The sequence below is a fragment of the Micromonospora sp. NBS 11-29 genome, from assembly GCF_002140155.1.
Classification (GTDB): domain Bacteria; phylum Actinomycetota; class Actinomycetes; order Mycobacteriales; family Micromonosporaceae; genus Micromonospora.
On the sequence record NZ_NAPR01000006.1, the window covers coordinates 154,729 to 168,532 of the forward strand.

The following is a 13,804-nucleotide window of genomic DNA, read 5'->3' on the forward strand; positions in this document are numbered from 1 at the left end:
CGTTAACCGTAGCGCACACGCCCCACGGGGCGCAAAACGGGTGTCAGTTGCTCGGTGACGGTGCCGGCGAGGCCGGCGCGGACGGTGAGGTCGTACCGGCAGGAGTGGCCGATCCGTTCGCCGCCGCCTGGGCCCGCTGGAAGGCGGCCATCGCGTCGTCGAGCGCCTTGAGCGCCCGCCCGTATCGCTCGAAGTCGCCGGACGTCTGCGCCGCCTTGACCTCCGCGATGGCGCTCTGCACCTTGCCGGCCGCGTCGGCCAGTTCGCCGGTGAGCGGCGGCGGGGTGTTGTTCCCGCCGGTCGGCGGCGGAGTGTCGCCGTCGTCGGTCGCGGGCGGCGGAGTGCCCGAACCCGCCCGCTTGCCCTGCTCGACGAGTTGCTTGATGCCGTCGTTGAGGTTGTTGGCGAGCACCACGTACGAACCGCCGTCGCCGTAGGAGAGCAGCACCTTCTGCAACAGCGGGTACGCGTCCTGGCTGCTGCTCTTCACGTAGACCGGCTCGACGTAGAGCATCCCGTCGGCGAACGGCAACGAGAGCAGGTTGCCGTACTGCACCTGGGCCTGGTTCGAGGAGAGCAGGTTGAGCTGCTGCCGGATGTCGCCGTTGTTGGTCATCTGCTGGTGCACCTGGGTCGGCCCGGAGATCCGGGTCTGGTCCGGCAGCTCCAGCACCTCCAGGCGCGGCTGCCCATCGACGTACGAGCCGGAGACCAACGCGGCGAGGTTCTGCCGCCCGTTCGGGGTGACCGCGGAGGTCAACTGGAAGCGTGGCCCGTCCTGCCCCGGGAACTGGGTGAACAGGTAGTAGGGCGGCTGCTTCTGCCCGCTGTCCGGCGCGTCCGGCACGTTCGGCACCTGCCAGAAGTCCTGACCGGAGTAGAAGTCGCCGGGGTCGGTGACGTGGAACTTGGTCAGCAGGTTGCGCTGCACTTTGAACAGATCGGCCGGGTAGCGGAAGTGCTCGGCCAGCTCCGCCGGGATGTCCCCCTTGGGCAGCACGAGGTCGCCGCCGAATGCCTTGTTCCACGCCTTCAGCACCGGATCGGTGTCGTCGTACGAGTAGAGCTTGACCGTCCCGTCGTACGCGTCGACGGTCGCCTTGACCGAGTTTCGGATGTAGTTGACGTTCTCCCGGGCGAGCTGGAACGTGCCCCGGCCGGTCAGCTCGTCGGCGGTCTCCGACTGGAGGTTGACCCGCTCGGCGTACGGGTAGGTCGCCGCCGTGGTGTAGCCGTCGATGATCCACAGGACCCGGCCGTTGACCACCGCCGGGTACGGGTCCCCGTCGAGGGTGAGGAACGGCGCGACCTTCTCCACCCGGTCGCGCGGGTTACGCACGTAGAGCAGCTTCGAGTTCTCGTTGACCGCCTCGGAGAGCAGGAAGTTCGACTCCTGCTCCTTGATCGCGTAGAGCAGCCGCCGGGCGAACGAGCCGACCTCGACGCCGCCCTCGCCGGTGTAGGTGTAGTACTGCTCACCGCCGGTCGAGGTCGGGCGGTCGAACTCGACGTTACGGTCCCCGGTCTGCCCGACGATCGCGTAGTCGTTCGGCTCCATCCGCTCGCCGTAGTAGATCCGCGGCTGCTGGGCCGGGATCTCCTCGGTCGGCGAGGAGCACGCCTCCTGCGCCTTCTCGCCGAGGAAGCCGGAGACGAAGTACGGCTGGCCGCCGCAGACCACCTGGTTCGCCGGGGCGGCGACCAGGCCGTACCCGTGGGTGTAGACGGTGTGGCGGTTGATCCAGTTGCTCTGCTGGTCGGTCAGCTCGCCGTAGTTGATCTCGCGGACGCCGACCACGTAGTCGGAGGTCTTGTCCTTCACCGAGTACCGGTCGATGTCCAGCTTCGAGCCGAAGTCGTAGAAGCCACGCACCTGCTGGAGCTGGGTGTAGGTCTCGGAGACCAGTTGCGGGTCGAGCAGCCGGGCGTTGGACACCACCGAGGTGTCGGTGGCCAGGCTCGCCGGTGGCACGAGGTTGCTCGCCGCGTACGGCGTGGTCTTGGTGGTGGTGAGACCGAACGCGGACCTGGTCGCCTTGATGCTGCGTTCGATGTACGGCGCCTCCTTGTCCCGGGCGCTCGGCTTCACCTCGAACGTCTGCACGGCCCACGGGTAGATGCCGCCGATCGCCACCGCGGAGACGCCGAGCAGGGCGAGCGAGATGCCGGGCCACACCAGGTTCCGCATCACCGCGTTGGAGAACACGATGATCGCCACGGCCACCAGGACGGAGATCCAGGCGAGGATCTCCTTCGCCGGCAGCAGCGCGTTCACGTCGGCGTAGCCGGCGCCGTAGAGCTTGGCGCCCTCGTTGTACTCCAGCAGCATGGCCCGCCGGTCGAGCACGTAGGCGACGGCCTTGAGCAGGACGAAGACGGCGACCAGCGAGCTGAGGTGGGCGCGGGCGGCGTTGGTCATCCGGTCGCCGACGCCCTGCAACCGGACGCCGCCGAAGACGTAGTGCACGGCCAGCGCGCCGAGCAGGGCCAGCACCACCGCGGTGAAGCCGATGCCGAGCAGGTAGCGCCAGAACGGGAGCTGGAAGACGTAGAAGCCGACGTCGACGCCGAACTCGGGGTCCTTGACGCCGAAGTCGCCGCCGTTGCGGAACAGCAGCCACTGGCTCCACCGGCTCTGCGCGGAGAGCCCGGCGAAGAGCCCGACCACGGCGGAGGCCAGCGCGATCCAACTGCCGAGCCGAGGGCTCAGCAGGGCCCGGTAGCGCTCAAGCGTGGCCTGCTCGGCCGAGTGCGGGCGCAGCCGGGGCCGCAGCCGGTAGGCCAGCCAGAGGTTGCCGGCGACGATCAACGCCAGGCCGACACCGACCACCAGGAACAGCAGCAGCCGGGTGGCGAGCACGCCGGTGAAGACCTGCGTGTAGCGGACCTCGTCGAACCAGAGCCAGTCGGTCCAGGCGTTGACGCCCCATCCGAGCAGGGTGAACAACACGAACACCCCGATCAGTACCCCGATGGTGACGCGCCCGCGTCGGCTCATCCTCGGCAGGGGAGTGCTACGCATGACCACTGTTTGGCTCCGCACGCTCGATGTGATCGGCTCCGACCAGGCACCCAGAGTACGGGGTGTTCCTGTACACGTCGGGTCAAGGTCGCGTCACGATCTCCTCGGCGCTCGGTGACCGGTCCTGCTCAGCAGCGGGTCGGCTGCCTTCCGGCGCGCAACGCCTCCAGCGCCGTCAACGCGTCGTCCAGCGTCGCCACCCTCAGCAACGGCAGATCCGGCTGCGGGTTGCGGACCGCCTCGGCGCAGTTGTCGGCGGGCACCAGGAAGACCTTCGCGCCGGCCTGCTTCGCGCCGACCAGCTTCTGCGCGATGCCGCCGATCGGGCCGACCTGCCCCTCGTCGTCGATGGTCCCGGTGCCGGCGATGATCTTCCCGCCGGTCAGGTCGGCCGGCTCCAACTTGTCGATGATGCCGAGGGTGAACATCAGGCCGGCGCTCGGCCCGCCGATGTCCCCGAGGTCGATCTTGAGAGTGAACGGGTGCGGCTGCTGCTGGTCGATCTCGACGCCGATACGCGGTCGACCGTCCTGCTCGCGGCTCGTCACGGTGGCGGTGCCCGGCGTACCGCCCCGCGTGTAGCCGATCGTCAGCGCGGTGCCGGCCGGCTTGGCCCGGATCAGCTCGGTGAGCTTCGCCGCGCTGGTCACCGGCGTGCCGTCGACGGAGGTGACCACGTCGTCCGGCCGGAGCACGTCCACCGACGGCCCGCCCGCGGTGACCGCCTTCACCCGTACCCGGATCGGGTAGCCCAGCTCGCGCAGGGCCGCCGTCTCGGCGCTGGTCTGCGAGTTCTGGAAGTCCTCCGCGTTGCGCTTCTCGACCTCCTCCTGCGACTCCCCCGGCGGGTAGACCAACTCCCGCGGCACCACCGCCTCGTCCGAGGAGAACCAGCCGGCCAGCGCCGACCGGAGCCGGACGGTGGGCTGCACGCCGACCGTGGTGAGCCGGAGCTGCCCGGCGGAGGTGGACGTCGCGCGACCGGTGACCTGGATGATCTCCTTGCCGTCCTCGCTGCCCAGCGTGTTGACGGTCGGGCCCGGGCCGAGCACCACGTACGGCAGCGGCACGCTCAACACGCCGACGCTGAGCAGGGCGGTGAGCAGGGCACCGAGCAGGACGGTCACGCCGCGACGTCTCATGCGCCAGAGCGTACCGATCCGTCCCGCGCCGCCCGGCGCGGTGACCGGAGGACTTCGCCCTCAGCGCAACGCCGACGGGCACGACCTGCGGCGGGGCCCGCGTACCGTAGACGTCGTGCCTGATATTCCGTTCGGCTTCGCGCTCCCGGGTGGTCAACCACCAGACCCCAACGATCCCGCGCAGATGCAGCAGTTCATGTCGCAGTTGCAGCACCTGCTGTCCGCGCCGGGCAGCGGGCCGGTCAACTGGGACCTGGCCCGGCAGGTCGCCGCCAGTCAGCTCGCCGCCGCCGGCGACCCGGCGGTCTCGCCGTTCGAACGCAACGCGGTCGAGGAGGCGCTGCGCATCGCCGACCTCTGGCTGGAGCCCGCGACCTCGTGGCCGTCCGGCATCCGCTCGTCGGTCGCCTGGAACCGCAACGAGTGGATCTTCAAGACGCTCGACGTGTGGCGCAAGCTCTGCGACCCGGTGGCCAGCCGGATGGTCGGCGCGATGGGCGACCTGGTGCCGCCGGAGGCCCGCGCCCAGCTCGGCCCGATGCAGTCGATGGTCGCCACGCTCGGCGGCGCGCTCTTCGGCGGCCAGCTCGGCCAGGCGCTCGGCTCGCTCGCCGCCGAGGTGCTCTCCGCGGGCGACATCGGCCTGCCGCTGGGCCCCGCCGGCGCCGCCGCGCTCGTCCCCGCCAACATCAAGGCGTACGGCGAGGGCCTGGAGCTGCCGGAGGACGAGGTACGCCTCTACGTGGCCCTGCGCGAGGCCGCCCACCAGCGGCTCTTCCAACACGTCCCGTGGCTGCGCGGGCATGTGCTGACCGCGGTGGAGAACTACGCCGCCGGCATCCGGGTCAACCGGGAAGCGATCGAGGAGGCGATGGGCCGGGTCGACCCGACCGACCCGGAGTCGATGCAGGCGATCGCGCTGGAGGGCATCTTCACCCCCGAGGACACCCCGGCGCAGAAGGCCTCACTGGCCCGGCTGGAGACCGTCCTCGCCCTGGTCGAGGGCTGGGTGTGCCATGTGGTGGACAGCGCCGCCGGCGACCGCCTGCCCAACGTCGTACGCCTCGGCGAGGCGTTCCGCCGCCGCCGGGCCGCCGGCGGCCCGGCCGAGCAGACGTTCGCCGCCCTGGTCGGCCTCGAACTGCGGCCACGCCGCCTGCGGGAGGCGACGGTGCTCTGGGCGGCACTGACCGAGCAGCGCGGCATCGCCGGCCGGGACGCGATCTGGGGTCACCCCGACCTGCTCCCCTCGGACGACGACTTCGCCGCTCCGGAGGCGTTCGCCGCGGCCGGCAGCGACCTGGACGACGAGCTCGCCACCTTCGACTTCTCCGCACCGGGCGCACCGGAGGAGCCGACCCCCGGCGAGGGCGACGACAAGTCCTGACCCAGCGACGCGCTCGGGGCCCGCACGGATCCGCGTGCGGGCCCCGAGCGTGGGCCCGGCGTGCGGTGGATCGAAGGCGCGCGGGGCGGCGGGGCCAGCGGTCAGCCGGGCCGGCCGGAGAGCAGGGCGCGGGTTGCGTCCCAGCCCTCGAACGCCGGGTCGAGCGCGCCGAGGTCGGCCGGGCCACGTAGCCGACGCCAGCCGGCGGTCACGGCCACGTCGCCGGGCTGGGGTGCCGCGGCGCGCACCTCGGCCGGGGCGGCCGTGTCGAGATCCAGCGTCGGCAACCACCCCGGCACGGGCAACCGCGCGGCCACCCCGAGCAGACCCGGCCCGGTCCCCTCCACCGGGGCGACCGCCACCGGCCGGCTGGACAGCGGCCGGAGCAACTTGCCCAGCGTGAGTCCGGGCACGTCCGGCGCGTCGGCGGCCACCACGGCCGCCTGGTCGTAGCCGGCGAGCGCGGCGAAGACCGCGTTCGGGGTGGTCTCCGCCACCTCGTACACGGCCGTGCCCGGCCACACCACCGCGTCGGCCAGCCGCCGGTCGGCCGGCGTGACCGCCACCGCGGTCTCCACCTCGTTCAACGTGGCGAGCAGGTCCACCACGTCCTCGGCCAGGGCCGTCCGCCACCGTCCCGGATCGATCCCCGGCGGGGCCCAGCTCACCGGACCGAGCAACGCCACCACCACACGCCGAATCATCCGCCGACCCTAACCCGCCAACCGCCCCCACCCCTCCCCCGGCATCGGCGTCGGCGCCGGCGTCGGCATCGGCGTCGGCGTCGGCGCCATCCCCCACCCACGCCGCCCCACCCGCCCTCGGCCCGCCCCACCCCGGCTCGGCCCGACGAGGACCTGCCAACCGCAGGGCCGATCAAATCCCCACACCCGACTCATCCCGCACCGGATGCCGAGATCTTGGTACGAAGCGGCCCCCATAGGGGCGCTTCTATACCAAGATCTTTCGCGTCTCAGAGATCTGAACGCGAAGCCCGCCTAATGAGACGGGCACCCCTCCACCAACTCTTTTGCACAGCCAACTTCATGATCGACGATGCGAGCGGGGGTGCGGGGGTGCGGGGTCAGGGGACGGTGGTGGCGGCGGCTACGCCCTCCAGGTAGCCGCGGGCACGCTCCGACTTCGGGTAGCGGGCGACCAGGGCCCAGAACTGGGCGTTGTGGCTGGGCACGATCAGGTGCGCCAACTCGTGCAGCAGGACGTAGTCGATCACCCAGTCGGGCATGTCCTGGACCCGGTGGGAGATCCGGATGGTGCGGTCGGCGGGGGTGCAGGAGCCCCAGCGACCGTTCTGGTTGGTGACCCAGCGGACGCTCGCCGGCGCGGCGCCCGATCCGTGCTCGGCCAGGTAGAGCGCGATCAGCCGGGTGGCGCGGGCGAGCAGTTCGGTGTCGGAGCGGGCGAACCTGCCCTCCCGGGCGGCGAGCCGGGCCAGCATCCGGTCGACCCACTCGCTCTCCTCGGCCCGGGAGAACTGGTCGGGGATGAGCACGACGACGCGCTCCCCGTCCCGGTACGCGGACACCGTGCGCCGTCGGCGCTGGCTGCGCCGCACCTCGACGACGGGCTTCCGCGTGACGGCCATTATCGGCCCGCGCAGCCTCGGTTGACTGTCACGAGGGAAAGGTAATGCGTAGTGACCAGGGCTCCGCAAGAGTCAACACAACGACACGCGCCCGGAAAGTGACGGTTGGTTGACAGGAGTCCGGAAAAAATTCTTTGCGACCGTAGTTGACCATCACTCCCGGCCCGCCACCCAGGTTAGGTGATCTACGACGGGTCGTCAGCGGCGGGGCCGCGCGAAGGGGATCTGAGCGCATTTAACCGGCGTGTCCTCGCGAAACTCACTTATCCGACGTAACTCGGCGTGCACACTCTCGACGTCGACTTGCTCACAGAGTCGGCGTGCAGCTGACATGGAACCGCCCAGACCTGGGTAGGGTCCGCCAACCAGTGATCAGGAGACTGATCGCGAGAATCCCCGGGCGCCGGCGTCACGCGTGGCCCGACGCGGGGAGACCCGCCGGGCACCTCCGGCGGACGAGACGAGGAGGCTACCGTGGCCGACCAGGCCCAGACGTACAACGGTTACTGCGTGAAGTGCAAGGAGAAGCGGGACTTCGAGGGGCACGTGGAGGTCTCGAAGACCGGCATGAACATGGCCAAGGGCAAGTGCCCGGTGTGCGGCACAACAGTGAACCGCATCCTGGGCAAGGCCAAGGTCTGATCGTCCGGCGTACGGGGGAGGGATGGCTGCGGGCCGCCCCTCCCCCGTCGCGCATCCGACATGGTTACCCGCCAGTTGTGGAAAACCGGCGGAATGCTGTGGACAAGGCTGGCCAAGGGCCGCCGCACCTGTGGACAACGAATGACGCACCGATGAGGAGCGGTCACTCTTCGTGGCGTGACTCATCCCACTCCACTCAGCCGGCCGACCCTGTTGCCGGGCCTGCCCCGGCTCTGGCGCGACCGCCGCACGCTCCAACTCGGCGTCGACCCGGGTCGGGCACTGCTGCTCGAGGTCGCCACGCCGGGCACCACCAGCCTGCTCGACCTGCTCGACGGCACGCGTAGCGAGCGGGCGGTGCTGGCCGCCGCGGCCGCCGCCCGGGTGCCGTCCGACGAGGCTCGGGCCCTGCTCGACACGCTCCGGAACGCCGGCCTGCTGGTCTCGGCGCAGAGCCTGTTCCCTCGCGACCTCACCGGCCCCCTCCGGGCCAGGCTGACCGGCGAGGCCGAGGCGTTGGCCCTGGCCATGCCCGACCTGCCCGGCACGCCGGCCCGGCTGCTACGCCGCCGCCGGGCGGCCCGGGTGCTGGTCACCGGCGCGGGCCGGCTCGGTGCGGCGGTCGCCATCGCGCTGGCGCAGGCCGGGATCGGGCACGTCGTACCCGATCTGGCCGGCCCGGTCCGCCCCGGCGACCTGGTCGGGACCGGCCTGAGCGGCGCGGAACTGGGCCGGCCGTTGGCCCCGGCGGTACGCGCGGCGCTGAGCCGGTGCGCGCCCGGCACGAGCACCCGGCCGTTCCAGTCCGGCCGACCGGATCTGGTGGTGCAACTCGGCGCCGACCGGCCGGCCGATCTGCTCGCCACCGGGTACGCCCGCCGCCGGCAGCCGCACCTCCTGCTCGACCTGCGCGGTGGCGTACCCATGGTCGGGCCGCTGGTGCGCCCGCCCGCCGGTCCCTGCCTGCGCTGCCTCGACCTGCATCGCGGCGACCGCGACCCGGGCTGGCCGGCGCTCGCCGCCCAGCTCGCGGCCGACCCGGCCGAGCCGGCCTGCGCGGCGACCACCCGGCTCGCCGCGGTGGCCTTCGCGGCGGCCGAGGCGCTGGCCCACCTCGACGGCGGCACCCCGGAGACGCTCGGCTGCGCGGTGGAGATCCGGGGCGCCGGGCGTCTGCGCCGCCGACGGTGGTCGCCGCACCCCTCCTGCGGCTGTTCCGGGCGTCGCCCGATCCGGTCGCGCCCACCCGCTCCCGGCCGCACGGCAGCAGCAGGCCCCTCGCGTCGGTAACAATGGCCGGGTGACCGACATCCCGCGCCGGGCCGTGTCCCGCACCGCCAAACTCGCCGCCCTGCCGCTCGGATTCGCCGGTCGAACCGTCCTCGGCATGGGCAAGCGGGTCACCGGGCTCGCGTCCGACGTCATCTCCGCCGAGATCCAGCAGCGCACGGCCGAGCAGCTGTTCAGCGTCCTGGGGCAGCTCAAGGGCGGGGCGATGAAGTTCGGCCAGGCGCTGTCGGTCTTCGAAGCCGCCCTGCCGGAGGAGGTCGCCGCGCCCTACCGCCAGGCGCTCACCAAGCTCCAGGAGGCCGCGCCGCCGCTGCCCGCGGCGACCGTGCACAAGGTGCTCGCCGAGCAGCTCGGGCCGGACTGGCGGGACCGGTTCGTCTCCTTCGACGACTCCCCGGCCGCCGCGGCCAGCATCGGCCAGGTGCACCGCGCGGTCTGGCGCGACCCCGGGTACGGGCCGAACGGCGGCCCGCAGCACCGGGACGTGGCCGTGAAGATCCAGTACCCGGGCGCGGGCGACGCCCTGCTCGCCGACCTCAAGCAGCTCTCCCGGCNGAGCTGCGGGAGCGGATCACCGAGGAGCTGGACTACGAGCTGGAGGCGGAGTCGCAGCGGGCCTTCGCCGCCGCGTACGCCGACGACCCGGACATCTTCATCCCGGAGGTGCTCGACGCCGCACCCCGGGTCCTGATCACCGAGTGGATCGAGGGCATCCCGCTGTCCCAGATCATCCGGGAGGGCACCGAGGCACAGCGCGACCGGGCCGGACACCTGATGGCCGAGCTGCACCTCTCCGCACCGGAGCGGGCCGGGCTGCTGCACGCCGACCCGCACCCGGGCAACTTCCGGCTGCTGCCCGACGGCCGGCTCGGCGTGATCGACTTCGGAGCGGTGGCCCGGATGCCGGAGGGCACCCCCGAACCGATCGGCCGGATCGCCGCGCTCGCGCTGCGCGGGGATGCCGACGGCGTGGTGGACGGGCTGCGGGGCGAGGGCTTCGTCGGCCGGAACGAGCAGATCGACGCCCCGGCGGTGCTCGACTTCCTCCGCCCGATGCTGGAGCCGATCGCGGCCGACGAGTTCCGTTTCACCCGGGCCTGGCTGCGCGCCGAGGCGGCCCGGCTGGCCAGCCCCCGCTCCCCCGCCTACCAGCTCAGTCGGCAGCTCAACCTGCCGCCGTCGTACCTGATGATCCACCGGGTCACGCTGGGTTCGATCGGCGTGCTCTGCCAGTTGGAGGCGAAGGCGTCCTACCGGGCGATCCTGGAGCGCTGGCTGCCCGGTTTCGCCCCGGTGGCCTGAGGGGCCAGCCAGGGCCGCAGCATGCCGAAGGGGCGGCGACCAACCGGTCACCGCCCCTTCCATCGTTTGTCGATCTAGAGTACGCCCAGGTCACGGGCCGACTGGCCGCGGCTCCGCATGGCGACGGTACGGGCGGAACGGGTTGCCTCAGTGCTCGTGGTGGTGCGACCGGCCTGAGGCCGGGGCATTCGAGCCCTCGACAACGCTTCGTGGAGTAGTTGCATCTCGGTTCCGTTCGGCAGGTGCAGCATCGGTTTCTCTTCTCGTGTCGGCCGGTGGAGGGACACCGGCGTCGATCGGTTTCGGAACGTAGGTGTGTCAGGCTGCCAGTCGGACGGCGCTGCGCGACTCGGACAGCCCGCTGGCCGCCAGTCGCGCCTCCGCCTCGACCCGGAGCTGGGCGTCGCGGGCGAGGTCCTCCTTACGCGGACGGCCACGGGGCCGCTTGCGCGGGACGACCGCGCCACGCTCGAAGATCTCGCCGCCCCAGACGCCCCAGGGCTCAGCCCGCTCCACCGCCCCGGCCAGGCACTCGACGCGCAGCGGGCAGTCCCCGCAGAGCGACTTGGCCAGCTCGAGCTCGGCGGGCGAGTCGGAGAACCACAGGTCGGGGTCGAACTTCCGGCAGGGCAGGTTCGCCTCCACCTCGACGCTCACGTCGAGTGGGGCCAACGCCAGACTCATCCTCCGGTCACCTCTCTCTCACTTCGATCTCGTGGATCGCATTTCCGACGTTCGGCACTACGGCGGTGCACAAAAAACTGAGGCCGCGGATCCCGGTGAGCGGGTTCCGCGGCCTCGAGGTGAGCCGGTGGTCTGATGGATCAGACCGGTCTACCTCGAGGTGGAACACCGCGGACATCCGTGCGCTTCTTGGCGTCGATGCCCATGCCCGTGAAGCCACTGGTCCCCTCGACTCCGTGCCACGGCGCGACGGTCAGATTCAGCTCGGCCTGAATCTGGGCCTGGTGCACCTGCGGAGCCGACGGTCGAGCGGCAAGGGCCACCCGGACGGCCGACAGCGGGAAGCGGGCAGCTGGCATCGCCGCCGGACGCTCATAGGTGTAAGTCTCCATTGGGGCCACCCCCTGCCTTTCCTCGTGCCGACCATGGACTCATCCCCCGTGAGCAGCCAGAACAGCGCGGCTCGTGAGGTGTGTCCTGAGGCTATTCCTCGCCCGCAGGCGAGGGCAAACGATTTACGGCTAGTTCTCAGAAGTTTTCTGTGGGCAGACGTCGTCCACCGGAGCGCCCGCCACCAGGGCCAGCACCGTATCGCCGTATAGACCGACTTTTCGGGGCCCGATGCCGGCGATCGCCACCAGTTCCTCGGTGCGAACCGGCTTGCGTTCGGCCAATGCGGTGAGCGTCGCGTCGGTGAAGACCACGTACGCGGGCACCCGCTGCGCGCCGGCCACCCGCGCTCGCCAGTCATGCAGCCGCTCGTACAGTTCCTCGTCCAGGTCGGACGGGCAGGTCGGGCAGCGGCCCAGCTTCCGGTCCGCGCCGGCGAGCAGCGTGGCGCCGCAGATCCGGCAGGAGACCACCTGGGGACGACGCCGCTCGGCCCGCCGGGCCGGGTTCCCGCCGGCCCGCTCGCCGCCACCCGAACGGTCGAGCTGGGGCAGGAAACGGGACGGCCGCCGGGCCCGCCCGCCGGGTGAGCGGGCCGTCGCGTACGACAGCCACAGCCACTCCCGGGCCCGGGTGATCCCCACGTAGAGCAGCCGCCGCTCCTCCTCCACCTGCTCGGGCGTCCTCGCGTACGTGGTGGGCAGCGTGCCCTCGGCCAGCCCGACCAGGAACACCGCGTCCCACTCCAGCCCCTTGGCGGAGTGCAGCGAGGCCAGCGTCACCCCCTCCACGGTGGGTACGTGCTGCTGGGCGGCCCGCCGGGCCAACTCCTCGGTGAAGTCGGTCAGCGTCACCGGCCGTTCCACGGTGGCGGCCTCCCCGATCGGCAGGACCTGCGGCGTCGCCGCGTACTCCTCGGCGAGCTGGACCAGCGCGGCGAGCGCCTCCCAGCGCTCGCGCGCGGCGCCGCCGGCCGGGGGCGCGTCGGGCGACCAACCGACCGCGCCGAGCCCCTCCACCACGGCCGTCGGCAGCGGCGTCTCCCCGGGTAGGGACCGGGTGGCGGCGCGCAGGGCGATCATCGCCTGGCGCACCTCGGGCCGCTCGAAGAAGCGCTCCGCGCCCTGGAGCACGTACGGCACCTCGGCCTCGGTCAGCGCCTTCTCGTACGCCTCGGACTGCGCGTTGGTGCGGAACAGCACCGCGATCTCGCGTGCCGGGGTCCCGCCGGCCACCAGCGCCCGGCAGCGGGCGGCGACCGCGTTGGCCTCGGCCGGCTCGTCGGTGAAGATCCGCAGCTCCGGCTCGGGGCCGGGCCGGCGCTGGCCGTGCAGCTCCAGCCGCAGCCGGGCCTCGGCGCCCCGGGCCGCCGAGATCACCGCGTTGGCCAGCCCGACCACCTGCGGGGTGGACCGGTAGTCGCGGACCAGCCGGACCACGGTCGCGCCGCGGTGGTGGCGCGGGAAGTCGACCAGGTACGACGAGGTCGCGCCGGTGAACGAGTAGATGGTCTGGCTGGCGTCGCCGACCACGGTGAGGTCGTCCCGACCACCGAGCCAGGTGTCCAGCAGCCGCTGCTGGAGCGGGTTGACGTCCTGGTACTCGTCGACCACGAAGTGCCGGTACTGGTTGCGCACCTGCTCGGCGACGTCCGGGTGCTCCTCGATCCCCCACACCGCGGCGCGCAGCATGTCCTCGAAGTCGATCACCCCGTTGCCGCGCTTGAGCCGCTCGTACGCGGTGAACACCTCCGCCACCCGGGCCGGCTCGTACGGCGTCTCACGCAGCGCCTTGGCTGCGGCCACCACGTACTCCCCGGGCTCGACGAGGGAGGACTTCGCCCATTCGATCTCGGCGGCGAGGTCGCGGGCGGCGGCCCGGTCGGCGCGCAGGCCCACCTTCGCGGCGGCCAGCGTGACCACCCGCACCTTGCTGTCCAGCAGCTCCGGCATGGCCCGGCCGGCCAGCAGCCGGGGGGCGAAGTACCGGACCTGGCGCAGCGCCGCCGCGTGGAACGTGCGCGCCTGCACACCCCGCACGCCGAGCACGGTGAGACGGCTCCGCATCTCGGCCGCGGCGCGGGCGGTGAACGTGACCGCCAGTACGTGCCGGGCGGCGATGTCCCCGGTCAACGCCCGGTACGCGATCCGCGAGGTGACCGCCCGGGTCTTGCCGGTGCCGGCGCCGGCCAGGATGCAGACCGGCCCGGCCGGGGCGGTCACCGCGGCCCGCTGCTCCGGATCGAGCCCGGCCAGCACCTGTTCCGCCCCTGAGTGAACGCCCACAGCAGGGAATCATCCCAGCCCCATGTGATGTTGCAGCGGTTAGCCTGGCCGGAA

Annotated in this window: 10 protein-coding genes and 1 pseudogene; 4 read left to right on the plus strand and 7 right to left on the minus strand. The window is 72.1% G+C overall.

The window, feature by feature from the left end; translation table 11 throughout:
• Positions 1-43 precede the first annotated feature (43 nt).
• Both B1205_RS08405 and B1205_RS08410 read right to left on the minus strand, forming a co-directional pair.
• Positions 44-3,028 carry a UPF0182 family protein gene (locus B1205_RS08405; RefSeq protein WP_176308497.1) on the minus strand — a complete coding sequence of 995 codons (2,985 nt, stop codon included), beginning with the start codon at positions 3,026-3,028 and terminating at the stop codon, positions 44-46.
• A 122-nt stretch (positions 3,029-3,150) separates the two neighbouring features.
• Positions 3,151-4,164 carry a YlbL family protein gene (locus B1205_RS08410; RefSeq protein ID WP_176308498.1) on the minus strand — a complete coding sequence of 338 codons (1,014 nt, stop codon included), beginning with the start codon at positions 4,162-4,164 and terminating at the stop codon, positions 3,151-3,153.
• Positions 4,165-4,348: 184 nt separating this feature from the next.
• Between B1205_RS08410 and B1205_RS08415 the strand changes: the two genes are divergently transcribed.
• Positions 4,349-5,551, plus strand: a complete 1,203-nt coding sequence (locus B1205_RS08415) for a zinc-dependent metalloprotease (protein ID WP_441338462.1) — start codon at positions 4,349-4,351, stop codon at positions 5,549-5,551.
• A 101-nt stretch (positions 5,552-5,652) separates the two neighbouring features.
• Here the strand turns inward: B1205_RS08415 and B1205_RS08420 are convergent, their stop codons facing one another.
• Positions 5,653-6,255: a hypothetical protein gene (locus B1205_RS08420; RefSeq protein ID WP_089155095.1), complete on the minus strand. Its 603-nt coding sequence runs from the start codon at positions 6,253-6,255 to the stop codon at positions 5,653-5,655.
• Positions 6,256-6,635: 380 nt separating this feature from the next.
• On the minus strand, positions 6,636-7,157 hold the full coding sequence (locus B1205_RS08425) for a M48 metallopeptidase family protein (protein WP_089155096.1): 522 nt from the start codon (positions 7,155-7,157) through the stop codon (positions 6,636-6,638).
• Positions 7,158-7,631: 474 nt separating this feature from the next.
• On the opposite strand from B1205_RS08425, the gene B1205_RS29600 reads away from it, so the two are divergent.
• The 3 genes and pseudogenes from B1205_RS29600 to B1205_RS08435 all read left to right on the plus strand — a co-directional run bounded on the left by B1205_RS29600 (position 7,632) and on the right by B1205_RS08435 (position 10,391).
• On the plus strand, positions 7,632-7,799 hold the full coding sequence (locus B1205_RS29600) for a DUF5679 domain-containing protein (RefSeq protein WP_007464795.1): 168 nt from the start codon (positions 7,632-7,634) through the stop codon (positions 7,797-7,799).
• A gap of 177 nt (positions 7,800-7,976) precedes the next feature.
• Positions 7,977-9,089, plus strand: a complete 1,113-nt coding sequence (locus B1205_RS08430; protein ID WP_089155097.1) for a hypothetical protein — start codon at positions 7,977-7,979, stop codon at positions 9,087-9,089.
• 10 nt (positions 9,090-9,099) lie between these two features.
• A pseudogene (locus B1205_RS08435) lies at positions 9,100-10,391 on the plus strand (ABC1 kinase family protein).
• Between the two features lie 318 nt (positions 10,392-10,709).
• Here B1205_RS08435 and B1205_RS08440 read toward each other — a convergent pair.
• The 3 genes from B1205_RS08440 to B1205_RS08450 all read right to left on the minus strand — a co-directional run bounded on the left by B1205_RS08440 (position 10,710) and on the right by B1205_RS08450 (position 13,750).
• The gene (locus tag B1205_RS08440; RefSeq protein WP_073828771.1) at positions 10,710-11,075 is read right to left on the minus strand and encodes a WhiB family transcriptional regulator; all 366 of its coding nucleotides are present in this window, start codon (positions 11,073-11,075) and stop codon (positions 10,710-10,712) included.
• A gap of 140 nt (positions 11,076-11,215) precedes the next feature.
• On the minus strand, positions 11,216-11,467 hold the full coding sequence (locus tag B1205_RS08445; RefSeq protein WP_089155380.1) for a hypothetical protein: 252 nt from the start codon (positions 11,465-11,467) through the stop codon (positions 11,216-11,218).
• Between the two features lie 129 nt (positions 11,468-11,596).
• Positions 11,597-13,750, minus strand: a complete 2,154-nt coding sequence (locus B1205_RS08450) for an ATP-dependent DNA helicase UvrD2 (RefSeq protein WP_089155098.1) — start codon at positions 13,748-13,750, stop codon at positions 11,597-11,599.
• Between the last annotated feature and the right edge of the window lie 54 nt (positions 13,751-13,804).

What these genes read in the sequence shown, in the direction of transcription:
- B1205_RS08410 (WP_176308498.1), bottom strand. Translation starts at nt 4,164, where the DNA reads ATGAGACGTCGCGGCGTGACCGTCCTGCTCGGTGCCCTGCTCACCGCC.
- B1205_RS08445 (WP_089155380.1), bottom strand. Translation starts at nt 11,467, where the DNA reads ATGGAGACTTACACCTATGAGCGTCCGGCGGCGATGCCAGCTGCCCGC.
- B1205_RS08420 (WP_089155095.1), bottom strand. Translation starts at nt 6,255, where the DNA reads ATGATTCGGCGTGTGGTGGTGGCGTTGCTCGGTCCGGTGAGCTGGGCC.
- B1205_RS08425 (WP_089155096.1), bottom strand. Translation starts at nt 7,157, where the DNA reads ATGGCCGTCACGCGGAAGCCCGTCGTCGAGGTGCGGCGCAGCCAGCGC.
- B1205_RS08415 (WP_441338462.1), top strand. Translation starts at nt 4,349, where the DNA reads ATGCAGCAGTTCATGTCGCAGTTGCAGCACCTGCTGTCCGCGCCGGGC.
- B1205_RS08440 (WP_073828771.1), bottom strand. Translation starts at nt 11,075, where the DNA reads ATGAGTCTGGCGTTGGCCCCACTCGACGTGAGCGTCGAGGTGGAGGCG.